Source organism: Pseudomonas sp. VMV1 (assembly GCF_056790235.1).
This window is the reverse complement of the sequence record NZ_JBXGSE010000001.1, coordinates 525,327-546,157: the sequence shown is the minus strand read 5'-3', so window position 1 is coordinate 546,157 and position 20,831 is coordinate 525,327. Positions and strand designations below refer to the sequence as shown.

Annotated in this window: 21 protein-coding genes and 1 tRNA gene; 11 read left to right on the top strand and 11 right to left on the bottom strand. The window is 64.0% G+C overall.

Features of this window, described 5'->3' with window-relative positions; translation table 11 throughout:
• Positions 1-18: 18 nt before the first annotated feature.
• The 6 genes from pheS to ACUCV0_RS02460 all read right to left on the bottom strand — a co-directional run bounded on the left by pheS (position 19) and on the right by ACUCV0_RS02460 (position 4,724).
• The gene (pheS, locus tag ACUCV0_RS02485) at positions 19-1,020 is read right to left on the bottom strand and encodes a phenylalanine--tRNA ligase subunit alpha (protein ID WP_007159198.1); all 1,002 of its coding nucleotides are present in this window, start codon (positions 1,018-1,020) and stop codon (positions 19-21) included.
• Positions 1,021-1,116: 96 nt separating this feature from the next.
• Positions 1,117-1,473, bottom strand: a complete 357-nt coding sequence (gene rplT / locus ACUCV0_RS02480) for a 50S ribosomal protein L20 (RefSeq protein ID WP_007159199.1) — start codon at positions 1,471-1,473, stop codon at positions 1,117-1,119.
• A 30-nt stretch (positions 1,474-1,503) separates the two neighbouring features.
• The gene (rpmI, locus tag ACUCV0_RS02475) at positions 1,504-1,698 is read right to left on the bottom strand and encodes a 50S ribosomal protein L35 (protein WP_059227088.1); all 195 of its coding nucleotides are present in this window, start codon (positions 1,696-1,698) and stop codon (positions 1,504-1,506) included.
• Positions 1,699-1,759: 61 nt separating this feature from the next.
• On the bottom strand, positions 1,760-2,293 hold the full coding sequence (infC, locus tag ACUCV0_RS02470; RefSeq protein ID WP_059314243.1) for a translation initiation factor IF-3: 534 nt from the start codon (positions 2,291-2,293) through the stop codon (positions 1,760-1,762).
• A gap of 20 nt (positions 2,294-2,313) precedes the next feature.
• Positions 2,314-4,236, bottom strand: a complete 1,923-nt coding sequence (gene thrS, locus ACUCV0_RS02465) for a threonine--tRNA ligase (RefSeq protein WP_482211917.1) — start codon at positions 4,234-4,236, stop codon at positions 2,314-2,316.
• Positions 4,237-4,442: 206 nt separating this feature from the next.
• A complete protein-coding gene (locus ACUCV0_RS02460; RefSeq protein ID WP_059314241.1) occupies positions 4,443-4,724 on the bottom strand; it encodes a hypothetical protein in 282 nt (93 codons plus the stop codon).
• Between the two features lie 439 nt (positions 4,725-5,163).
• Between ACUCV0_RS02460 and ACUCV0_RS02455 the strand changes: the two genes are divergently transcribed.
• Both ACUCV0_RS02455 and ACUCV0_RS02450 read left to right on the top strand, forming a co-directional pair.
• Entirely contained in the window at positions 5,164-5,871 is a 708-nt protein-coding gene (locus ACUCV0_RS02455) for a YfdX family protein (protein ID WP_482211916.1), read from the top strand.
• Between the two features lie 560 nt (positions 5,872-6,431).
• A complete protein-coding gene (locus ACUCV0_RS02450; RefSeq protein WP_482211915.1) occupies positions 6,432-7,601 on the top strand; it encodes an MFS transporter in 1,170 nt (389 codons plus the stop codon).
• Positions 7,602-8,036: 435 nt separating this feature from the next.
• Here ACUCV0_RS02450 and ACUCV0_RS02445 read toward each other — a convergent pair.
• The 4 genes from ACUCV0_RS02445 to ACUCV0_RS02430 all read right to left on the bottom strand — a co-directional run bounded on the left by ACUCV0_RS02445 (position 8,037) and on the right by ACUCV0_RS02430 (position 10,078).
• A tRNA-Val gene (locus ACUCV0_RS02445) sits at positions 8,037-8,113 on the bottom strand.
• A gap of 89 nt (positions 8,114-8,202) precedes the next feature.
• Complete coding sequence (locus tag ACUCV0_RS02440; protein WP_313649279.1) at positions 8,203-8,715, bottom strand: DUF2937 family protein; 513 nt, start codon at positions 8,713-8,715, stop codon at positions 8,203-8,205.
• 18 nt (positions 8,716-8,733) lie between these two features.
• Complete coding sequence (locus ACUCV0_RS02435; protein WP_059314237.1) at positions 8,734-9,507, bottom strand: class II glutamine amidotransferase; 774 nt, start codon at positions 9,505-9,507, stop codon at positions 8,734-8,736.
• Between the two features lie 97 nt (positions 9,508-9,604).
• Complete coding sequence (locus ACUCV0_RS02430; RefSeq protein WP_313649280.1) at positions 9,605-10,078, bottom strand: MFS transporter; 474 nt, start codon at positions 10,076-10,078, stop codon at positions 9,605-9,607.
• A gap of 89 nt (positions 10,079-10,167) precedes the next feature.
• On the opposite strand from ACUCV0_RS02430, the gene ACUCV0_RS02425 reads away from it, so the two are divergent.
• The 9 genes from ACUCV0_RS02425 to ACUCV0_RS02385 all read left to right on the top strand — a co-directional run bounded on the left by ACUCV0_RS02425 (position 10,168) and on the right by ACUCV0_RS02385 (position 20,261).
• Positions 10,168-12,189 (top strand): S9 family peptidase, encoded by a 2,022-nt coding sequence (locus ACUCV0_RS02425; protein WP_482211914.1) that lies wholly within the window; start codon positions 10,168-10,170, stop codon positions 12,187-12,189.
• A 53-nt stretch (positions 12,190-12,242) separates the two neighbouring features.
• Positions 12,243-12,998: an SRPBCC family protein gene (locus ACUCV0_RS02420; protein WP_059314234.1), complete on the top strand. Its 756-nt coding sequence runs from the start codon at positions 12,243-12,245 to the stop codon at positions 12,996-12,998.
• A gap of 215 nt (positions 12,999-13,213) precedes the next feature.
• Complete coding sequence (locus ACUCV0_RS02415; protein ID WP_482211913.1) at positions 13,214-14,065, top strand: MurR/RpiR family transcriptional regulator; 852 nt, start codon at positions 13,214-13,216, stop codon at positions 14,063-14,065.
• Between the two features lie 41 nt (positions 14,066-14,106).
• Positions 14,107-14,682: a D-alanyl-D-alanine dipeptidase gene (gene ddpX / locus ACUCV0_RS02410; RefSeq protein WP_313649283.1), complete on the top strand. Its 576-nt coding sequence runs from the start codon at positions 14,107-14,109 to the stop codon at positions 14,680-14,682.
• Positions 14,683-14,788: 106 nt separating this feature from the next.
• Complete coding sequence (locus ACUCV0_RS02405; RefSeq protein ID WP_482211912.1) at positions 14,789-16,354, top strand: ABC transporter substrate-binding protein; 1,566 nt, start codon at positions 14,789-14,791, stop codon at positions 16,352-16,354.
• A gap of 48 nt (positions 16,355-16,402) precedes the next feature.
• Positions 16,403-17,419, top strand: a complete 1,017-nt coding sequence (locus ACUCV0_RS02400) for an ABC transporter permease (protein ID WP_434776167.1) — start codon at positions 16,403-16,405, stop codon at positions 17,417-17,419.
• Between the two features lies 1 nt (position 17,420).
• The gene (ddpC, locus tag ACUCV0_RS02395; protein ID WP_482211911.1) at positions 17,421-18,296 is read left to right on the top strand and encodes a D,D-dipeptide ABC transporter permease; all 876 of its coding nucleotides are present in this window, start codon (positions 17,421-17,423) and stop codon (positions 18,294-18,296) included.
• A gap of 1 nt (position 18,297) precedes the next feature.
• Positions 18,298-19,281, top strand: coding sequence for an ABC transporter ATP-binding protein (locus tag ACUCV0_RS02390; RefSeq protein ID WP_482211910.1), 984 nt, complete (start codon positions 18,298-18,300; stop codon positions 19,279-19,281).
• Positions 19,278-20,261, top strand: coding sequence for an oligopeptide/dipeptide ABC transporter ATP-binding protein (locus ACUCV0_RS02385; protein ID WP_482211909.1), 984 nt, complete (start codon positions 19,278-19,280; stop codon positions 20,259-20,261). The genes ACUCV0_RS02390 and ACUCV0_RS02385 overlap by 4 nt, the downstream gene beginning before the upstream one ends.
• Before the next feature lie 8 nt (positions 20,262-20,269).
• Here the strand turns inward: ACUCV0_RS02385 and ACUCV0_RS02380 are convergent, their stop codons facing one another.
• The gene (locus tag ACUCV0_RS02380; RefSeq protein WP_059314233.1) at positions 20,270-20,719 is read right to left on the bottom strand and encodes a YcgN family cysteine cluster protein; all 450 of its coding nucleotides are present in this window, start codon (positions 20,717-20,719) and stop codon (positions 20,270-20,272) included.
• Positions 20,720-20,831: the final 112 nt, after the last annotated feature.

Sequence of the window (20,831 nt, the reverse complement as noted above, 5' to 3'; positions counted from 1 at the left end):
AGGACTCCCGTCTGGCAGCTAGCGGAATTGCGCCAGGAAGCGCAGATCGTTGTCGAAGAAGAGGCGCAGGTCGTTGACCCCGTAGCGCAGCATGGCCAGGCGCTCGGCGCCCATGCCAAAGGCGAAGCCCTGGTACTTCTCCGGATCGATACCGGCCATGCGCAGGACATTGGGGTGGACCATGCCGCAGCCCAGCACCTCGAGCCAGCGCGAAGCCGGTTCGCCATCGCGGCTCGGGCGGCGAATGTCGACCTCGGCAGACGGCTCGGTGAAGGGGAAGTAGGAGGGACGGAAGCGGACTTCCAGCTCTTCCTCGAAGAATTCGCGCAGGAAGGTCACCAGGGTGCTCTTGAGGTCGGCGAAGCTGACCTCTTCATCGATCACCAGGCCTTCGACCTGATGGAACATCGGCGAGTGGGTCTGATCGCTATCGCAACGGTACACGCGACCTGGGCAGATGATGCGAATCGGCGGCTGCTGGCTCTCCATGGTGCGGATCTGCACCGGCGAGGTGTGGGTGCGCAGCAGCATGTTGGCGTTGAAGTAGAAGGTATCGTGCATCGCCCGCGCCGGGTGGTGGCCAGGGATGTTGAGCGCCTCGAAGTTATGGTAGTCGTCTTCGATCTCGGGACCGGTGGCAACGCCATAGCCGATGTTGGCGAACAGGCGCTCGATACGTTCCAGGGTACGGGTGACCGGATGCAGGCCGCCAGAGGCCTGACCACGACCGGGCAGGGTCACGTCGATGCGTTCCGCAGCGAGGCGAGCGGCCAGGGCGGCCTGCTCCAGCGTCGCCTTGCGGCTGTTGATTGCGTCCTGGACACGTTCCTTGGCGGCGTTGATCAGGGCGCCAGCCTGGGGACGCTCCTCCGCCGTGAGGTGGCCCAGGGTCTTCATGATCTGGGTCAGTTCACCCTTCTTGCCCAGGTAGTTGACCCGGAGCTGTTCCAGGGCATTGGTGTCTTCGGTGAGCCGCACGGCCTCCAGGGCTTGGGAGACCAGCGCATCCAGGTTTTCCATCTAGGGACTCCAGATACAAAATAGGGGAAGAGCTATGAGGCTCTTCCCCTATTGATAACGTTGCTTCGCGCCAGAGGCGCGAGATTGCCGGGGGGCTTAAGCCAGCGAAGCTTTAGCTTTCTCGACAATCGCAGCAAACGCCGCTTTTTCGTTCACGGCCAGATCGGCCAGTACCTTACGGTCGATCTCGATGGCCGCTTTCTTCAGGCCGGCGATCAGACGGCTGTAGGACAGACCGTTGATACGAGCACCAGCGTTGATACGAGCGATCCACAGAGCGCGGAACTGACGCTTCTTCTGACGGCGGTCACGGTAGGCGTATTGGCCTGCCTTGATTACCGCTTGCTTAGCGACGCGGAAGACGCGCGAACGGGCACCGTAGTAGCCTTTTGCGAGCTTCAGGATTTTCTTGTGACGGCGACGAGCGATAACGCCACGCTTAACACGAGCCATGAGTAACTTCCTCTAAATTCTTGACCAGGATTAACGAAGGCGCAGCATGCGCTCGACCTTTTGGACGTCGGATGCATGCATCAGCGACGTACCGCGCAGCTGACGCTTACGCTTGGTGGTCATCTTGGTCAGGATGTGGCTCTTGAAGGCGTGCTTGTGCTTGATGCCGCCAGCAGTCTTCTTGAAGCGCTTCGCAGCGCCGCTTTTGGTTTTCATCTTTGGCATGTTCGGATACTCCGCATTGAGTGATTACGCATAACCGCAAGGCCTGCCAGTGCCCTGGTGGTTACTTTTTCTTCTTGGGGGCGATGACCATGATGAGTTGGCGTCCTTCCATCTTAGGATGCTGCTCAACGGTGCCGTGTTCGACGAGGTCAGCTTCGACCCGCTTCAACAGCTCCATGCCCAGCTCCTGGTGGGCCATCTCCCGGCCGCGAAATCTCAACGAGATCTTGGCCTTGTCCCCCTCGGTTAGGAAACGTACCAGGTTGCGTAGTTTTACCTGGTAATCCCCTTCTTCCGTCCCTGGACGAAACTTGATTTCTTTGACCTGAGCCTGCTTCTGGTTCTTCTTCGCCGCCGCGACTTGCTTCTTCTTCTCGAAGACGTGCTTGCCGTAGTCCATGATCCGGCAAACCGGAGGGAGGGCGTCGGCGGTGATTTCCACCAGATCCAGCTTGGCTTCTTCGGCAGCCTGCAGGGCCTCCTGAATGGAGACGATGCCTACTTGCTGTCCATCGGCGCCAATAAGGCGAACTTCCCGGGCGGTGATATTTTCGTTGATCGGTGCCCGGGGGGCTGCTCGCTTGTCTTGTCTCATGTCACGCTGCTTGATAGTGATTACTCCGAATCTTGCCGGCCACGCCGGGAAACCGCTTGCGTGAGCAGCTCGCGGAAACGCTCAACGGGCATGGAGCCCAGGTCGACGCCTTCGCGGGTACGCACGGCAACGGATCGTGTCTCAACCTCCCGGTCTCCAATGACGAGGAGATAGGGAACCTTGAGCAAAGTATGCTCGCGGATTTTAAAGCCGATCTTCTCGTTTCTCAAGTCGGCTTTGGCCCGGAAGCCCTCAGCGTTCAATTCGCCGACGACCTGCTGGGCAAAATCCGCCTGTTTGTCGGTGATATTGAGCACCACCGCCTGGGTCGGGGCGAGCCACGCCGGGAACAGACCGGCATAGTGCTCGATGAGCATGCCGATGAAACGCTCGAAGGAACCGAGGATGGCGCGGTGCAGCATCACTGGACGCTGACGGCTGTTGTCCTCGGAGATGTAGCTGGCATCGAGACGCTCCGGGAGGTTCGGATCGTATTGCAGGGTACCACACTGCCATTGACGACCCAGGCAGTCCTTGAGGGTGAATTCGATCTTCGGCCCGTAGAAGGCGCCCTCGCCCGGCTGGTATTCCCAGTCCAGACCCGAGGCATCCAGCGCATCGGCCAGGGCCTTCTCGGCGCGATCCCACAGCTCTTCGGAACCGACGCGCTTGGCCGGCCGGGTGGAGAGCTTCATGATCACGTCGGTGAAACCGAAGTCGGCATAGACCTGCAGGGTCAGCTTGATGAAGTTGTCGGCTTCCTGCTTGACCTGTTCCTCGGTACAGAAGATGTGGGCGTCATCCTGGGTGAAGCCGCGCACGCGCATGATGCCGTGCAAGGCACCGGACGGCTCATTGCGGTGGCAGGCACCGAACTCGGCCAGGCGCAGCGGCAAGTCGCGGTAGGACTTCAGCCCTTGATTGAACACCTGCACGTGGCAGGGGCAATTCATCGGCTTGATCGCAAAGTCACGACTTTCCGAGGCAGTGGTGAACATGCCTTCGGCGTAGTTGGACCAGTGACCCGAGCGCTCCCAGAGGATGCGATCAACCACCTGGGGCGTCTTGATCTCCTGGTAGCCGTGCTCGCGCTGAACCTTGCGCATGTACTGCTCGAGTACCTGGTAGACGGTCCAGCCATTGGCGTGCCAGAACACCATGCCGGGTGCTTCTTCCTGCAGGTGGAAGAGGTCGAGTTGCTTGCCGATGCGGCGATGGTCGCGCTTCTCGGCTTCCTCGATACGCTGGATATAGGCCGCCAGCTGCTTCTTGTCCGCCCAGGCGGTGCCATAGATACGTTGCAGCTGCTCGTTCTTGGCATCGCCACGCCAGTAGGCACCGGACAGCTTGGTCAGCTTGAAGGCCTTGAGGAAGCGGGTGTTGGGCACGTGCGGGCCACGGCACATGTCGACGTATTCCTCGTGGTAGTACAGGCCCATGGCCTGCTCCTCGGGCATGTCGTCGATCAGGCGCAGCTTGTACTCCTCACCCCGGGCCTTGAACACCTCGATGACCTCGGCGCGCGGCGTCATCTTCTTGATGACGTCGTAGTCCTTGTCGATCAGCTCGCGCATCCGCGTCTCGATGGCCGACAGGTCGTCGAGGGTGAAGGGACGCTCGAAGGCGATGTCGTAGTAGAAGCCTTCGTCGATCACCGGGCCAATGACCATCCTGGCGGTCGGGAACAGCTGCTTGACCGCATGCCCCACCAGGTGGGCACAGGAATGGCGGATGATCTCCAGGCCGTCCTCGTCCTTGGCGGTGATGATCTGCAGGTTGGCATCCTGCTCGATGAGATCGCTGGCATCGCGCAGCTGACCGTCGACGCGACCGGCGATAGTGGCCTTGGCAAGACCGGCACCAATGGACTGGGCGACTTCGGCTACGGTGACGGGCTTGTCGAATGGACGTTGGCTACCGTCGGGGAGAGTAATGACAGGCATGGCGCCTCCTCAACTCAGTGGTGACCCATACCAAGGGCCACATGGTGGGATTGGCCAGTAAGCAGCCGCACCGCTGGAAATCCCGCCGCACAGTGGCAGGGCCGCAAGGCATTCCGGGCGACGCGAAAGGATCACTGGAAAGTTTGGGACGGAAATCCTTTCAGAAACTGAGACCTGGCGCAACCTCGCCAGGGACTGTCGTCTGCTTAACGGGCCGCGTCGGGGTACTTCTTGAGGAACTGCTTCTGCATTTCCTGGCAGTTTTCCATCAGCGCCTGACGATCGGCCGGCGAGGTTTCCGGCGCATTGGCCCGCGCCAGGCACTGGTCGATGGCCTGCTGCTCGTTGGCGCGGCTGACCGGCGTCGCATTGTGGCGATAGACGTAGATGATGGAGCCGAAGACCACGACCGCGAACAGGATCGACAGCAAGATCAACCCGAGACAGCCACCCTTGCCGATCTGCCGCCCTTCACCACCTTGAGTCATCACCTGCTCCTCGCTGCACCGGCCCCCTTCTCGCCTCTGGCGAATCGTCTGGCGGCCCAAGAAAAATCGTCAGCCAGTCTACGTTAAAAGCCGGACCGTCACGACCGAGGCAAGAGGTCACAGCTTGACCAGGACACCACCGGTCAGGCGCTCTATAAAAGAGCCACTTGAAGACCGAAATTTCCTACGCTCCGAATGAAGGTCCTTCTTCCATCAAACATGGCCTTGATTGAGCGCGCGCAAAAAAGTACTCACGCCCGCTCAAATAGTTGAAAGCCCTGCAGTACGACGTTGTTCAGCCCTCATTCAAGAAGCACGCCGCCGCTATTAATCCAATGTTAAGCGATTCGGCGGAATATCGATTCCAGGCACTACAGAACTTGGTTCTGGTACCTGAGCGATAGCCTTACTTCAATTGCATATCCGCTGGAGGCAGCAAATGAACGTCAAGAATAAACTGGCAAAAAGCATGCTGGTCGTCGCCATCGTAGCCGCCTGCTCGTCTGCGGCCTTCGCGGCCACTCAAGCGCCCTCGCCGAGCGAATTGGGCAGCTTTCAGGCCCTGTCCACCCAGGGCCAAAGAGCCTTCACCGACATCTCCGCTGCGCGCGTGGAACTGTTCCAAGGTCACACCACGAAAGCCGTGGGCCATGTCAAGGATGCCCAGCAGGCACTCAAACTTGCGCAGTCGGATAATACTGCACTCAAAAGAGCCGCAAGTGACTTGAAGGTCAAGGACAATCAGGGCAAAGCCGATACCAGCACCACCGTAACGTCCTGGCTGCCGATATGGGGTGATACCGTGGTGCAAGACAGTTATATGGCCAACCCACAGAAAATGAAGGCAGTCGCCGACGCCAATAGCAAACTCAAACACGGGGACGCCAAGGGCGCTGCGGAAACCCTGCGACTGGCCGGCGTGGATATCGACACCACCATCGCCTTGGCACCACTCAAGCAAACCATCACCGACGTCGATCAGGCGGCCAAGCAGCTGGCCAGTGACAAGTTCTATGAAGCCAACCTGACGCTCAAGCAAGCTCAGGATGAGGTGCGCTACGCGTCGACGGCCATGGACTTCACGGCGAACAAGCACGGACTGCAACCGGCCGGCTCCTTCACCGAGACCGTCACCCCAAGCAGCTGATGGCCCGACCTGGGCAAACAGGGCGATCGCAAGGTCGCCCCGTTAAACGACCCGATGCCCAGCAAGTCCGCATCGATCACAGCGTGCAGCATGGGCAAACACAAAAAGGGCGACCTCTGGGATCGCCCTTTTCCATTCACCATCGATGCGGATTTTTTTGCCAGGCCTGACTGCACCCAACCATACCCCTTCTGCAAAAACCGCCTCAGAGAGCCCTGTCCTCAGCCGCCGACGCCCAAAACCTGACAGTGCCCAGACATAGGCCGTCGCTGCAGGAGAAGCCGTCGGTTTGCTACTGCACCTGAGCCTGTCGCCATACTGAAGCTCCGCTCCGCCCACAGATTCGCACAGGCCTTCACCTCCCCTCCCCCTAGGCAGAGCTACCAGGTCCTGCCTATGCCTCGACGCCAGCGCGCTCGAATCAGGCATGGCCGTCCAGCTCTGCGCATAGAGCCACAACATGCACGATTGTGCGCATTCTTGCTTAATGATGCATGATCAGCTAACACTGGTATGAAGTGTTATCACCTCTACTGCCACCTTTTTCCGGAGTCTCTCCAATGCAACACGTGCAACTCGCCGCCCAACAGCCTTCGGGAGCGATCGAGCAATGGGCGACCCGAGCGGGCTTCCTCATTGCGGGTTCTGCCATGGCCGCGTGGGCACCCTTGGTGCCCGTTGCCAAGGCAAGGATCGGCGCCGATGACTCAACGCTTGGCCTTCTGCTGCTTTGCCTGGGCCTGGGCTCCATTGTCGCGATGCCTATCGTCGGCATCCTCGCCAGCCGCTTTGGGTGCCGCGCGGTGATCGCGACCAGCTCGGTGGCACTCGCCCTGGTGCTGCCCCTGCTTGCCATCGCCGATTCGATTTTCGGCATGGCGATAGCCCTGGCCTTGTTCGGGGCAAGCGTTGGCGCCCTGGACGTCGCCATCAACATTCAGGCCGTGATGGTCGAAAAGGACAGCGGTCGCAACATGATGTCCGGCTTCCACGGCCTGTTCAGTGTCGGCGGGATTGTCGGCGCCGGCGGCATGAGCGTTCTGCTGGGGGCTGGAACGCAACCGCTGGTTGCGACCCTGGTGTTCAGCGCGCTGCTGATCGTTCTACTCGCGGCTTCAATCAAGGGTCTGCTGCCCTACGGCAATCATGACGCCGGGCATACCCCGCTGTTTACGCTGCCGCGCGGGATCGTCGCCTTCATCGGCTTGCTCTGTTTTCTGATTTTTCTCGGCGAAGGCGCGATCCTGGACTGGAGCGCCCTGTTCCTGATCGATGCGCATGACGTCGACCCGGCACAGGCCGGCTTCGGTTACACGGTATTCGCGCTGGCGATGACCATTGGCCGCCTGACCGGCGACTGGATCGTGAAGACGCTGGGCGGCCTGAAAGTGGTCGTAGGCGGCGGTCTACTCGCCGCGGCAGGCTTCCTGATGGCGGTCCTGGCACCCACCCAGCCCTTTGCCTTCGCCGGCTTTCTACTGGTTGGCCTTGGGGCTTCCAACATCGTCCCCGTGCTTTTCAGTGCCGCCGGAAGGCAGACCCGGATGCCCGCAAGCCACGCCATTGCAGCGATCACCACCATCGGCTACGCCGGTATTCTCATCGGTCCGGCCACGATCGGCTTCATCGCGCAGCACTGGAGCCTGAGTGCAGCGCTGCTGCTGGTGGGCGGCGGGATGGCGTTCGTTGCCCTCACGTGGCCAATGACCGCCCGGCAGCAAGACGCCTAGCGCTTCGCCTGCCTGGGGGGGCAAAGACCCTGGCCCAGCAGCACGCCGCTGGAATGACTCAGGTCATGAAGAATCGCCAGCGGCTTGCCGCGAAGGCCTGGCGGCCACTCTCGGATAGCGGGCGACGGCGGAATGGCCGAGCCGCGCTATTGGCCTGGCGCCGGTCACTGCCCCACCGTCCCCGTGGCCCGGGCAACAGGCGCCTGGCTCATGACCCTTCTCCGGCGGAACACGCCGATCACTCAGGCGCCATGCCGATCCGGATGTGATTCGCCAGAATCAGGGCGGATACGGCGAACTGGTCATCGAGCCCCAGTCACCAGGACGGATCTGAAGCGCTGACCGCTGGCGCTTTCCCCAACCCATACCCAAACGAAAAAAGGCGACCCTTTCGGATCGCCTTTTTTCTTACCCGCCAGCAGTGCGGGTTTTGTTTGGTAGGCACGATTGGATTCGAACCAACGACCCCCACCATGTCAAGGTGGTGCTCTAACCAACTGAGCTACGTGCCTGCTGTGGGTGCGCATTCTACAGCGCGGGAGATGAGCGTCAAGCCCTTTTTCCCGCTAAACACCTGAAAACGTGAAATATTTTTTTAGACCTAGGCAAGACGCCGTGCCGGACGCCGCGGATAGAGCAGGATCGAAAGCCAAAGCGCCAGGGTTTCCACCGTCACGGCCAGCACCAGGCCCAGCCCTACCCCCCAGCCGATGGCCTCAGGCGTGAGCACTACCTGATAACGGTACTGCCGCAGGGTTTCGTCACGCAGCTCCGGATTGGGTCGAACCAGGATATGCCAGGCTCGCTGATACCAGGGGCCTTGCAGCGCCTGCCATTCTTCGTTGAAGAGCGCATTGCGCCGCATCAGGACGGCGAGGCTGTCGGCATCGCTGCGAAAAACCGGATCCTCACTGGCCTGATAGTGGGCCAGCAGGCCGTCGAGACTGCCCTCGAAATATTGCTGCGCGGTCCGCCGGAAGCCGCCCAGGGCCTGATCGGACTCCAGGCGATGGGCGTCCACGCGCTGCTCGTAATCAAGCATGAAGCCGGGAATCTGCACCCCCACCAGCAAGGCCAGGGTGAACAACAGCAGACGAATATAACTACGCAGCATCGCGGGGAGGCTTCCTGTTCAAACGCGGCCTTGGGTGACGATCTCGCCATTCCACCAGAGATGCCACTCCCCTGGTTGGTGCAGGGTCCAGACCTCATCGCAGGTCAGGGGTTCGGTGGCCATGATGGTGACGACATCATCCGGCGTGGTTTCGGCCTTGAAGTCGATGTGGACTTCCGCATCACGCAACTGGGCCGGACCGAAGGGGGCGCGGCGGGTGATATGGGCCAGCTTGGTGGTGCAGAAGCTGAACAGCCAGTCGCCGTCGCTGAGCAGACAGTTGAAGACACCCTTCTTGCGAAAGCCGTCGCAGGCATTCACCAGCTGCGGCAGCAGCATCTCGACCGGCACCGGTTCGGGAAAGCGCTCGCGGACCTGATCCAGCAGGCTGCAAAAGGCCGCTTCACTGTCGGTATCGCCCACCGGGCGATAGAAGCGCGGCTCGGGATGGAAATCCTGCAGCTGGCCATTGTGGGCGAAGCTCCAGTAGCGCCCGCCCAGTTCGCGCACGAAGGGGTGGGTATTGGCCAGATTGACCGCGCCCACGTTGGCGTGACGGATATGGCCGATCACCGTATGGCTCTTGATCGGATAGCCCTGGACCAGCTTGGCCACCTCGGAATCGGCGCCCGGCAGCGCATCCTTGAACAGGTGCAGGCCCCTCCCCTCGTAGAAGGCGACGCCCCAGCCGTCCCGGTGCGGGCCGGTACGGCCGCCACGCTGCATCAGACCCTGGAGACTGAAGACCAGATCCGTGGGCACGTTGGCACTCATGCCCAGCAATTCGCACATGTCCGTCCCTCCGGGTGGCTGCCTGATTCAACGGCGACTGCAGCCGCTGCCCTTCGCGGTCATGCTGCAGGGGTGACGCCGAGTGCGCAAGCCTGGATTACAGACGCGGTTCCACGCGCTCGCTGCGGCCTCGGGGTTCGCGGCGCTCAGCAGGCGCTGCCGGGTCGCGCAGGGCCGCCGGCGATTCGGGCTGAGGACCATCCGCCGGCGCTTCCGCAGCGACCGGGGCGGAGCGCGGATGCGAGCGGCGGTAGAGCCAGCGGCACAGGACGAAGATCAGGTAGAGCACCACACCGATGGTGCCCGCGGCGGCCAGGTTGGCGACCGCCGACCAGGCGCTGTTGCCGACCTTGAACACCAGATCCAGCACCGTCACCGCGATTGCTGGCGCGTAGAGACCATGCTCGGCATCCACCATCGCGGGCGTCACCAGCAGCACGGCCACCACCAGGCGCAGGGGTTCACGCAGCCAGCGCCAGAGCCAGCCGGTGGCCTTGAAAGACACCACCAACAACAGCAGCGCGGCGATGGCGTAGACGGCCCAGGCGATCAGGTACTCTTGCTCGGTCATTGCGATCCATGGCGATAGCGGAAAGGAGAAGCCTATGATAGCGGTTTTGCCCCGCCCGCGTGTCTTTGCGCGGCGCCCAAGGAGCTCGCATGACCCAAGCCCCCACCGCCCGCCGCGCCCCTGGCGACGACCCCTACGTCTGGCTGGAAAGCCGTGACGCCCCCGAGGTGCTGGCTCACCTGGAGGCCGAGAACGCCTACCTGGAAGCCCAGCTGGCACCCGAGGCCGCCCTGCGCGAGCAGCTGTTCGAGGAGATCCGCGCGCGCATTCGCGAGACGGATCTGTCCCTACCCGTCCCCCGCGGCGACTATCTCTACTATCAGCGTACCCAGGCCGGTGACGAATACGGTCGCAACTATCGCTGCCGCCGCCCGGCCGATGGCGACCTGACGCCTGATCCCGCGACCGAGGAATTGCTGTTCGACGGCAATGCCATCGCCGACGGCGGCTTTCTCTCCGTCGGCCGCTTCACCATCAGCCCGGACCAGACCCGACTCGCCTACAGTCTGGACCAGGTCGGCGATGAGACCTATCGACTCTATGTGAAGGAGCTGGCCACCGGCGCGGTGACCGAACTGCCCTTCGAGGAATGCGATGGCAGCCTGACCTGGGCCAATGACAGCCGCACCCTGTTCTTTGGCGAGCGCGATGAATCCCGTCGCCCCCACAAGCTCTATCGCTACCACCTGGGCGATGCCGAACCGCAACTGGTCTTCCACGAGACCGACGGCCGCTTCTTCCTGGGATGCTATCGCTCGAGCTCGGAACGCAAGCTGTTGCTGCTGTCCCACAGCAAGACCACCAGCGAGGCCTGGGTACTGGACGCGGATCGGCCGGATGAAGTCTTCGTCTGCCTGGCACCGCGCGAAGAAGGCCATGAGTATTTCCCTGATCATGGCGTCGACGGCTGGTATGTGCGCAGCAACCAGGACGGCATCAACTTCGCGCTCTATCAGGCCGCCGAAGAGAGCCCGACGCGGTCGCATTGGCAACTGCTCGTGCCCCACGACCCTGAGGTGATGCTGGAGGATGCCAGCCTCGGCGCCCAGGCGCTGGTGCTGAGCCTGCGTACGGCAGGATTGCCGATTCTGGAAGTTCGTCCCTACGGCCAGGCGCCCTATCGGGTCGACCTGCCGGACGAGGTCTACAGCCTCGGTGCCATGGACGTGCTGGAATTCAACAGCCCGGTCATGCGCCTGCGCTACGAGGCGCTCAATCGCCCGGCGGAAGTCCGCGAGCTGGATCTCGCCAGCGGCGCCCAGCGGGTACTCAAGCAGGTCCCGGTGGAAGGCCCCTTCGACGCCGATGCCTATGAAAGCCGCCGCCTTTGGGCCACCGCCGCCGATGGCACGCGCATCCCCATCAGCCTGGTTGGTCGTCGCGATCTGCCACAGAGCGCCCCGTTGTACCTCTATGGCTATGGCGCCTATGGCCACAGCCTCGACCCCTGGTTCTCCCACGCGCGCCTAAGTCTGCTGGATCGCGGCGTGCGCTTCGCCATCGCCCATGTCCGCGGTGGTGGCGAGCTGGGCGAGGCCTGGTATCGCAGCGGCAAGCTGGAACACAAGCAGAACACCTTCGACGATTTCATCGCCTGCACCGAGCATCTGCTCGATCAGGGCCTGACGACGCCGCAACAGGTGGTCATCAGCGGCGGCAGCGCGGGCGGCCTGCTGATCGGCGCGGTGCTCAACCAGCGTCCCGAGCTCTACGCTGGCGCCATCGCCGAGGTGCCCTTCGTCGATGTACTCAACACCATGCTCAAGCCGGATCTACCGCTGACCGTGACCGAATACGACGAATGGGGCGATCCGAACGAACCGGAGGTGCGCGACCGCATCGCCAGCTATGCCCCCTATGAAAACGTGAAGGCCCAGGCCTATCCAGCCATTCTGGCGGTGGCGGGTTATCACGACACCCGGGTGCAATATTGGGAAGCCGCCAAGTGGGTAGCGCGGCTGCGCGAACTGCGCACCAACCAGGCGCCGCTACTGCTGCTCAAGACCGAATTCGGCGCCGGCCACGGGGGCATGAGTGGCCGTTACCAGGCCTTGCGCGACGTGGCCCTGGAATACGCCTTCGTCTTCCGGGTACTGGGCCTGACCGGCTAGGGAACGGCGGGGGCTCTGGGCAGGTCTTTTCCACAGCTAAAGGAGAATCTGCCATGCACCTAGATGCCCCCACTCCCCCTCTCGCTCCTCCGCCTCGCGACGCCGCCGCCATAAAAGGCGTGGAACGCCTGGCCTCCGTGGCCGGCGGTGGCCTGCTGCTCAGCCGCGGCCTGGCGCGTGGCGGCCTGCTTGGCTTGCTCACGGGCGCCACCGGTGCCTGGCTGCTGAATCGTGGCCTGCGTGGCCATTGCTCGATTCGGCGCACCCTAACCAAGGTTCGTTTCGAACGTGACGTTCGTCGCTCGCTGGCATGGCGTTCGGCTGCCTCCCAGACTCGGCGGGTGGTGATCGCCCGGCCGCGCGATGAGCTCTATCAGTTCTGGCGCGACTTCTCCAACCTGCCGATCTTCATGCGTCATATCGAGCGCGTGGACGTGCTCAACGACCGTTATTCGCACTGGGTGGTCAAGGCACCCATGGGCCGCTTCGAGTGGGACGCCGAAGTCACCGACGACGTCCCGGGCCGGCTGATCGGCTGGCGCTCCTGCGGATATGCCGGTCTGAACAACCTGGGTTGGGTCAGCTTCGAAGATGTACCGGGCGGCACCGAGGTGACGGCCGTCATGGCCTACGAACCGCCAGCCGGTCGCCTGGGCCACCTGTTCGCTCGCCTGCTGCGCCGCGACCCCGGTACCCGCATCGCTCAGGATCTGGCGGAGCTCAAGGTGCTACTGGAGCGGGCCCATGCGGTCGGCGACCGCTACGGGGCTATCGAGCGCACCTCGCACATGGAGTCGCCGCTGGGCTGACCTCCGGCTGTACCGCGGCGTCTCGTCCGGGACGCCGCTACCTTCCTTCAGGCCATTCAGCCCCGATTGGCTTATCTCGTAGCGACCCCTGAATCCGCTTTGCGACACCTCGGTGACAACCGGCGTGCGACCTCTTGCGACGCCTGGAAAAGCGATGTTAGCTTTCGAACAACGGAGCTTTTAATGACAGCTAGATAACATTGCGGATCCACACCTTGACCAAGCCGCTGTTCTTCCAGGCCCTCGAAGGCGCCTTCGCCGACCTTACGCCCACCGGCAAACGCGTCGCGGGCTACCTGTTGGCCAATCCGGAGAAACTCCCCTTCGAGACCGCCGACAGCATCGCCCAGCGCACCAACACCACCGGCATTTCCGTGGGCCGGCTGCTGCGCTCGTTGGGCTATCGCAACCTCGACGACGTCAAGCAGAGCCTGAGAGACGAAGGCCTGGAAGCCTGGCGCATCACCGATCGCTTCAGTGCCTTTCGCCAGCAGAGTGGACGCAGCGACGCCCTGGACCGCTCCCTGGCCGCCGAGCTCGCCGCCATCGAAGACGTCTACCAGTTGGCCCGCGGACCGGTGTTCGAACAGGTGGTCCGGCAGCTGACCGGCGCGGACGCGGTGTTCATCGCCGGTATCCAGACCACCCGCGGGGTACTCGGCAGTTTTCACAGCCTGCTGGAATACATCCGGCCCAAGGCCTTCTATGTCGATGGCCTGTCGGGCACCTACGCCGACATCTTCAACAGCGGCTTCGCCCAGCCCTACCTGGTGGTGGCCGACTTTCGCGCCTATTCCAGCGTGACCCGCAAGCTCTGCGAGAGCGCTCGCGATGCCAGGCTGCCCATGGCGCTGATCACCGACTACCACTGCCCCTGGGCGCGGGATTACCCCACCGACCTGCTGCAACTGCGCCTGGAAGTCGACCAGTTCTGGGACTCCCTGGCACCGCTGGCCTGCCTGCTGAACCTGCTGGTGTCGGCGGTGGCGGATCGCTCGGGCGATGCCCTGGAACAGCGTCTGGCCAGCAACCGCGCCCTGCAGCAGCGCTTCGGGCAATTCGAATGAGCCCTGGCCCTCTTCTTCACCCTAAGGAAGCATTCCGTACCGTGAACCATCCAGAACTCGTCGAGATCGACGCCGACCACTACGGCGTAGCCATCCATTTGGTCTATGCGACCGCCGACAACCTGGCCGGCAAGGTGCTCTACCAGGACGCCCACTGCCTGCTGCACCGGGATGCCGCCGGCCGCCTGCACCGCGCCAGCGCGCTGGCGCAACAGGCCGGTCTGCGTCTGCAGGTGCTGGATGCCTACCGCCCGCCCTATGCCCAGCAACTGCTGTGGCGGGTGCTGCCCGACGCCCAGTACGTGAGCGATCCGGCGCAGGGTTCCCACCACAGCCGCGGCGTGGCCGTGGACGTGACCCTGCTCGACGAGGCCGGTGAACCGCTGGACATGGGTACCGGCTTCGACGACATGCGCGAGCTGTCGCATCTGTTCAATCCGGCGCTGCCCGCCGCCGCCCAGCGCAACCGCCTGCTGCTGCTGGGCATCATGCAGAGCGCCGGCTTCACCTTCATCCCCAGCGAGTGGTGGCACTTCGAACTGCCCGACGCCCGTCGTTATGCGCTGATCGACTACCACCATCTCGGCCAGGAGGAGCTCGCCGCCCTGCTGAACTGATCCTGCCGGCGACCGGGTCATTCGAATCCGGCGCCGCGAGCCCTTCGCTCGACCGCCTTGCCCACTGCCGAAACACCCATAAACCCAAACAATCCGAGGTACCGGCATGTTCTCGTCTTCGCGCACCCACGTTTCATCGGCGTCCCGCGTGCTCGCCCTGGTTTCCCTGCTGGGCCTCGGCGCCTGGCAACCGGCCAGCGCCGCCACCGCGACCGACACCCTAGTCATCGGCAAGCCTGCGGATCTGCAGACCGTCGATCCGGGCGTGACCTTCGACAACAACGACTGGACCGTGACCTATCCGGCCTACCAGCGCCTGATGCGCTACAAGGTGGAAGACGGCAAGGGCAGCACCGATGTCGAGGGCGACCTGGCCAGCGGCTGGACCGTCTCCCCCGACAACCTGGTGTGGACCTTCACCCTGAAGCCCGGCAACAAGTTCGACGATAGCAGCGAGGTCACCGCCGAGGCGGTCAAGTTCTCCGTCGAGCGTCTGATGAAGCTCAAGCAGGGCCCGTCCAGCATCTTCCCGGCGGACATGACGGTGACCGTGGTGGATCCGCAGACGATCAGATTCACCCTGCAGAAGCCCTTCGCGCCCTTCCTCTTCGCCCTGGCCCACGATGGCGCCAGCGTGATCAACCCCAAGGTGGCCAGCACCCACGGCAAGGACGTGGACGCCTGGCTGGCCGGCCACACCGCCGGCTCCGGCGCCTATCGCCTGGCCGCCTGGCAGAAGGGCCAGTCGCTGACCCTGGAGCCCAACCCGCACTACGCCGGCCAGGCGCCCACGCTCAAGCAGGTGGTGATCCGCATCATCGCCGAGCCATCGGTACGGCGCCTGCAACTGGAACAGGGCGACCTGGACATCATCGAGGACCTGCCCGAAGACCAGGTCAAGGCCCTGGCGCAGAAGTCCGGCTTCGTCACCACCGCCTACCCCTCGCTGCGGGTGACCTACCTCTACCTCAACAACAGGCGCGCGCCCCTGAACGACGTCAACGCGCGCAAGGCGGTGGTCGACTCCCTCGACTACCAGGGCATCGTCGAAGGCATCGCCACGGGCAAGGCCAAGCTCATGAACGGCCCGATCCCGGACGGCATGTGGGGCCATGATCCAAGCCTGCCAATGCCCAGGCAGGACTTGGAAGCCGCCCAGGCCGCCCTGGGCAAGGCGCCCAAGGTCCGGGAGCTGCAATTTCTCTACTCGGACAAGGATCCGGCCTGGGAACCCATCGGCTTGACCCTGCAGGCGGGCCTGGGCACCCTGGGCGTCAACCTGAAGATGGAGAAGCTGGCCAACGCCACCTTCCGCGAACGCCTGGGCAAGGGCGACTTCGACGTCGCCATCGGCAACTGGAGTCCGGACTTCGCCGACCCCTACATGTTCATGAACTTCTGGTTCGACAGCACCAATGCGGGACTGGCGGGCAACCGTGCCTTCTACAGCAATCCCAAGGTGGACCAGTTGCTGCGCGACGCCGCCAGCGTCAGCGACGTGGCTCAGCGCAAGGCGCTGTACCAGGAAGCCCAGAAGATCGTGGTGGGCGACGCCGCCTACGCCTACCTCTACCAGAAGGCCTACACGGTGCCGATGCGCGCCGCGGTCAAGGGGTACGTGTTCAACCCCATGCTCGAACAGGTCTTCGATTTCGCTGCGATGTCCAAGTAAGGGCGACGGGTGCCGGCGCGCTCCGGCACCCGCCTCGCGAGGTATGCCATGGCCTTCTTCAATCTGCTGCGCAAGCAGCTGACCGATATCCTCATCGTGGTGATCGGGGTGTCCCTGATCACCTTCGTTATCTCCCACCTGATCCCCGGCGATCCGGCACGACTGATCGCCGGCGAGCGTGCCAGCGATGAAATCGTCGCCGGCATCCGTCAGCAGCTGGGCCTGGACCTGCCGCTCTACCAGCAATACTTCCGCTACATGGGGGACCTGCTGCAGGGCGACCTGGGCCAGTCGATCCGCACCCATCGCCCGGTGCTGGAAGACCTGCAGCTGTTCTTTCCCGCCACCCTGGAGCTGGCCCTGGCCGCGCTGTTGCTGTCGATCCTCATTGGCGTGCCCCTGGGCGTGCTCTCGGCGGTCTACAACAACCGCTGGATCGATCACATCAGCCGTACCCTGGCGGTGGCCGGCATCTCCACCCCGGCCTTCTGGCTGGGCCTGGGGCTGATCGTGCTGTTCTACGGGCACCTCGGCTGGCTGCCCGGCGGCGGGCGCCTGGACCAGGGGCTGACGCCACCGCCAGCGGTGACCGGCTTCTATCTGATCGATACCCTGCTGGCGGGCGATCTCACCGGCTTCGTCAGCGCGGCCAGGCACCTGTTACTGCCGGCGGTGACCCTGGCCTTCGTCAACCTGGGCGTCATCACCCGGCAGATCCGCGGCGCCATGCTCGAACAGCTGGGCGAGGACTATATCCGCACCGCCCGCGCCTATGGCCTGTCGCAGACCACCGTAGTGCTGCGCCATGCGCTGCCCAATGCGCTGATTCCCTCCATCACGGTGATCGGCCTGGCGCTGGGCGACCTGCTCTATGGCGCGGTGCTCACCGAGACCGTGTTCGCCTGGCCGGGCATGGGCGCCTATGTGGTCAAGTCGATCCAGGCGCTGGATTTCCCGGCGGTCATGGGCTTCGCCATCGTGGTGTCCTTCATCTACGTCCTGCTCAACCGCTTCATCGACCTGCTCTACCGGCTGGTCGATCCCCGCATCGGCAAGGTGAACTAGCATGACGACCCTGACCGCTGTGCGCCCCCCCTGGCGCGAGCAGACCGCCTGGCTGGCCTGGCGCATCCGCCGCAATCCGCTGATGCTCACGGGGCTGGTGATCACCCTGCTGGTGCTGCTGTGCATGGTCGCCGCGCCCTGGCTCGCGCCCTACCAGCCCAACGCGCTGAAACTCACCGCCCGCCTGCAGGCACCCAGCGCCCTGCACTGGTTCGGCACCGATGAGGTGGGTCGCGACCTGCTCAGCCGGGTGATCTACGGCAGCCGCCAGTCGGTGGGCGTCGGCCTGTTCGTGGCCTTTGCCGCCTGCGCCATCGGCGGCCTGCTCGGCTGCCTGTCGGGCATCGTCGGCGGCGCCTTCGATCGGCTGATGATGCGCCTGATGGACATCATCCTCTCGGTGCCTTCGCTGGTGCTGATCATGGCCCTGGCCGCCGCCCTCGGGCCGAGTCTGTTCAACGCCATGCTGGCCATCACCCTGGTGCGCATCCCCTTCTATGTGCGCCTGGCGCGCGGCCAGACCCTGAGCATCCGCCAGCTGGCCTATGTCCAGGCAGCACGCACCTTTGGCGCCGGCAAATGGCACCTGGTGCATTGGCACGTGGCCCGCAACGCCATGCCGCCGCTGCTGGTGCAATTCAGCCTGGACATCGGCAACGCCATCCTCATGGCCTCGGCGCTGGGCTTCATCGGTCTGGGCGCCCAGCCGCCCACCGCGGAATGGGGCGTGATGGTCGCCAGCGGCCGCAATTTCATCCTCGACCAGTGGTGGTACTCGACCTTCCCGGGTCTGGCGATCCTGGTCACCGCCATCGGTTTCAACCTGCTGGGCGATGGCATCCGCGATCTGCTCGATCCTCGCCAAAAGGGCAAATGACATGGGCCAGCCCGTTCTGCACATCGACCAGCTGAATCTGGAATTCCCCGGCTTTCGCAGCAGCGCCAAGGCGCTCAACGGCGTCAGCCTGAGTGTGGCCCCCGGCGAGATCGTCGGCGTGGTGGGCGAGTCCGGCTCGGGCAAGTCGGTCACCGCGATGCTCACCCTCGGCCTGTTGCCACCCGGCAGCTACCGGGTCACTGGTGGCAGCGTCAACCTGGTGGGCCACGACATGCTCGCCTTGAGCGAGCGCCAGCTGATGGAGGTCCGCGGCCGCGAGGCGGCGATGATCTTCCAGGAGCCGATGACCGCGCTCAATCCGACGCGGCGCATCGGTCGCCAGCTGCTGGACGTGATTCGCCGCCATACCGCGCTGGATGCCGCCCAGGCTCGCGCCAAGGCAATCGAGTTGCTCAAGGACATGCATATCGCCGATCCCGAGCAGATCCTCGAACGCTATCCCTTCGAGCTGTCCGGCGGCATGCGCCAGCGCATCATGATCGCCCTGGCTTTCTCCTGCGATCCGCAGCTGCTGATCGCCGATGAGCCGACCACCGCGCTGGACGTCACGGTACAGCGCCAGGTGCTGCTCCTGCTGCGCGAAAAGGCACGGGCCCGGGGCACCGCCATCCTGCTGATCACCCATGACATGGCGCTGGTCGCGCAATTCTGCGACCGCGTCTATGTGATGTACGCCGGCGGCATCGTCGAACAGGGGGCTACCGCGGCAGTCATGCAGGCACCCCGGCATCCCTATACCCAGGGCCTGATGGCCTGCCTGCCGGAAAAGGCGGTGCCGGGCAGCGACCTGGCCAGCATCCCCGGCCAGGTGCCCAACCTGGCCCAGCTGCCTGGCGGCTGCAGCTTCAAGGATCGTTGCACCCGGCGCCATGAGCGCTGCGAGACGCGCCCCGCGCTGCTGCCGACGGACACCCCCGATCACCTGAGCGCCTGCTGGCTGCAGGCGGAGGACGCCCCGGCATGAACACCCTTTTTCCGCCCGCCGTACCGCTGCTGGAACTCAGCGGCGTCGAGGTGCGTTATCCGGTGGGCCGCGACTGGCTCGGCCGCACCAAGGGCCAGGCCCATGCCCTCAACGGCATCGACCTGCGACTCTTTTCCGGCGAGACCCTAGGCGTGCTAGGTGAATCCGGCTGCGGCAAGAGCACCCTGGCCCAGGTCCTGATGGGGCTGGTGGAGCCGGTGAGCGGCACCCTCACCGGCACCGCCCGTGGCGAGCGCAATATCCAAATCGTCTTCCAGGACCCGCAGTCCTCGCTGGATCCGCGCCTGCCGGTGTGGAAGCTGATCACCGAGCCGCTGGTGGTACGGGGTCGCAGCTCCTCTGTCGAATTGCCTGCCCTCGCCGAGCGCCTGGCGGTGCAGGTCGGTATCCGTCCCGAATACCTGGATCGCTACCCGCACCAGTTCTCCGGAGGCCAGCGCCAGCGCATCGCCATCGCCCGGGCGCTGTCGTCGGACCCGGACGTCATCATTCTCGACGAACCCACCTCGGCTCTGGACATCTCGGTGCAGGCCCAGATCCTCAACCTGCTGGCCCAGCTGCAACGCGATCGCGGCCTGACCTTCGTGCTGATCTCCCACAACGTCTCGGTGGTGCGCCACCTGGCCGATCGCGTGGCGGTGATGTACCTGGGGCAGATCGTCGAGCTGGGTGCGGCGGCAGAGGTGCTGGAGCAGCCCAGCCACCCCTATACCCGGCTGTTGCTGGAGGCGGTGCCGCGGCTGGACCAGCCGCTCACGGGCAATGCCGCGGCGCAGCGCACCGAGTTGCCGGGCAACCGGGTGCTGCCGACGGGCTGTTTCTTTCGGGATCGCTGTCCGCAGGCGGGCGCCGGGTGCGAGCGACCTCAAGCACTGCTGCCAGGCACGTTGGCGGAGGTACGCTGCCATCGAGCGGCGGACCTGGCCGTACCGCTGCGGGCCAGCCCTGCGGTGGTCTGAAGCCGTTATCAGCCCGCGCGGAAGATCAGATAGTCTTCCCAGTCGTCTTCGGCGACCTGGGTCTCGCTGAGCATGCGGCCGGACTGGGAGATGCCGGCCTTGTGCACCGCCTCGGGATCGTCGCAGACCAGCGGATGCCATTCGGGCAGGTCCTTGCCTTCGGCCACCAGGCGATAGCCACAGCTCGGTGGTAGCCAGGCGAATTGGTCGGCCTGGGCCGGAGTGAGCTGGATGCAGTCGGGCACGAAGCGGGTACGCTCGGCATAGCGACTGCACTGGCAGGTCTTGAGATCCAGCAGCTTGCAGGCGATACGCGTGTAATAGACGGCGCCGTCGTCTTCATCTTCCAGTTTCTGCAGACAGCACAGGCCACAGCCGTCGCACAGCGACTCCCATTCCTGGGCATCGAGCTGATCGAGGGTCTTGCGCTTCCAGAACGGCTGGGTGATGGCGGCCATGGCGGATTGTCGGGCAAAGGAAAGGCCGCGCAGTCTAGTGCCGCACGCCCCAGGCGCCAAGCACCGTTCGCGCCCTTGTCGGCTCCATCGGGTCGGATTACCGTGCCGGATC

Bases quoted from the DNA above. Each gene is read 5' to 3' on its own strand.
- rplT (WP_007159199.1), bottom strand. From the start codon at position 1,473: ATGGCTCGTGTTAAGCGTGGCGTTATCGCTCGTCGCCGTCACAAGAAA.
- thrS (WP_482211917.1), bottom strand. From the start codon at position 4,236: ATGCCTGTCATTACTCTCCCCGACGGTAGCCAACGTCCATTCGACAAG.
- rpmI (WP_059227088.1), bottom strand. From the start codon at position 1,698: ATGCCAAAGATGAAAACCAAAAGCGGCGCTGCGAAGCGCTTCAAGAAG.
- ACUCV0_RS02405 (WP_482211912.1), top strand. From the start codon at position 14,789: ATGTTCTCGTCTTCGCGCACCCACGTTTCATCGGCGTCCCGCGTGCTC.
- ACUCV0_RS02420 (WP_059314234.1), top strand. From the start codon at position 12,243: ATGCACCTAGATGCCCCCACTCCCCCTCTCGCTCCTCCGCCTCGCGAC.
- ACUCV0_RS02440 (WP_313649279.1), bottom strand. From the start codon at position 8,715: ATGCTGCGTAGTTATATTCGTCTGCTGTTGTTCACCCTGGCCTTGCTG.
- ACUCV0_RS02425 (WP_482211914.1), top strand. From the start codon at position 10,168: ATGACCCAAGCCCCCACCGCCCGCCGCGCCCCTGGCGACGACCCCTAC.
- ACUCV0_RS02380 (WP_059314233.1), bottom strand. From the start codon at position 20,719: ATGGCCGCCATCACCCAGCCGTTCTGGAAGCGCAAGACCCTCGATCAG.
- ACUCV0_RS02430 (WP_313649280.1), bottom strand. From the start codon at position 10,078: ATGACCGAGCAAGAGTACCTGATCGCCTGGGCCGTCTACGCCATCGCC.
- infC (WP_059314243.1), bottom strand. From the start codon at position 2,293: ATGAGACAAGACAAGCGAGCAGCCCCCCGGGCACCGATCAACGAAAAT.
- ACUCV0_RS02455 (WP_482211916.1), top strand. From the start codon at position 5,164: ATGAACGTCAAGAATAAACTGGCAAAAAGCATGCTGGTCGTCGCCATC.
- ACUCV0_RS02400 (WP_434776167.1), top strand. From the start codon at position 16,403: ATGGCCTTCTTCAATCTGCTGCGCAAGCAGCTGACCGATATCCTCATC.
- ddpC (WP_482211911.1), top strand. From the start codon at position 17,421: ATGACGACCCTGACCGCTGTGCGCCCCCCCTGGCGCGAGCAGACCGCC.
- ACUCV0_RS02450 (WP_482211915.1), top strand. From the start codon at position 6,432: ATGCAACACGTGCAACTCGCCGCCCAACAGCCTTCGGGAGCGATCGAG.
- ACUCV0_RS02390 (WP_482211910.1), top strand. From the start codon at position 18,298: ATGGGCCAGCCCGTTCTGCACATCGACCAGCTGAATCTGGAATTCCCC.
- ACUCV0_RS02460 (WP_059314241.1), bottom strand. From the start codon at position 4,724: ATGACTCAAGGTGGTGAAGGGCGGCAGATCGGCAAGGGTGGCTGTCTC.
- ACUCV0_RS02385 (WP_482211909.1), top strand. From the start codon at position 19,278: ATGAACACCCTTTTTCCGCCCGCCGTACCGCTGCTGGAACTCAGCGGC.
- ACUCV0_RS02435 (WP_059314237.1), bottom strand. From the start codon at position 9,507: ATGTGCGAATTGCTGGGCATGAGTGCCAACGTGCCCACGGATCTGGTC.
- pheS (WP_007159198.1), bottom strand. From the start codon at position 1,020: ATGGAAAACCTGGATGCGCTGGTCTCCCAAGCCCTGGAGGCCGTGCGG.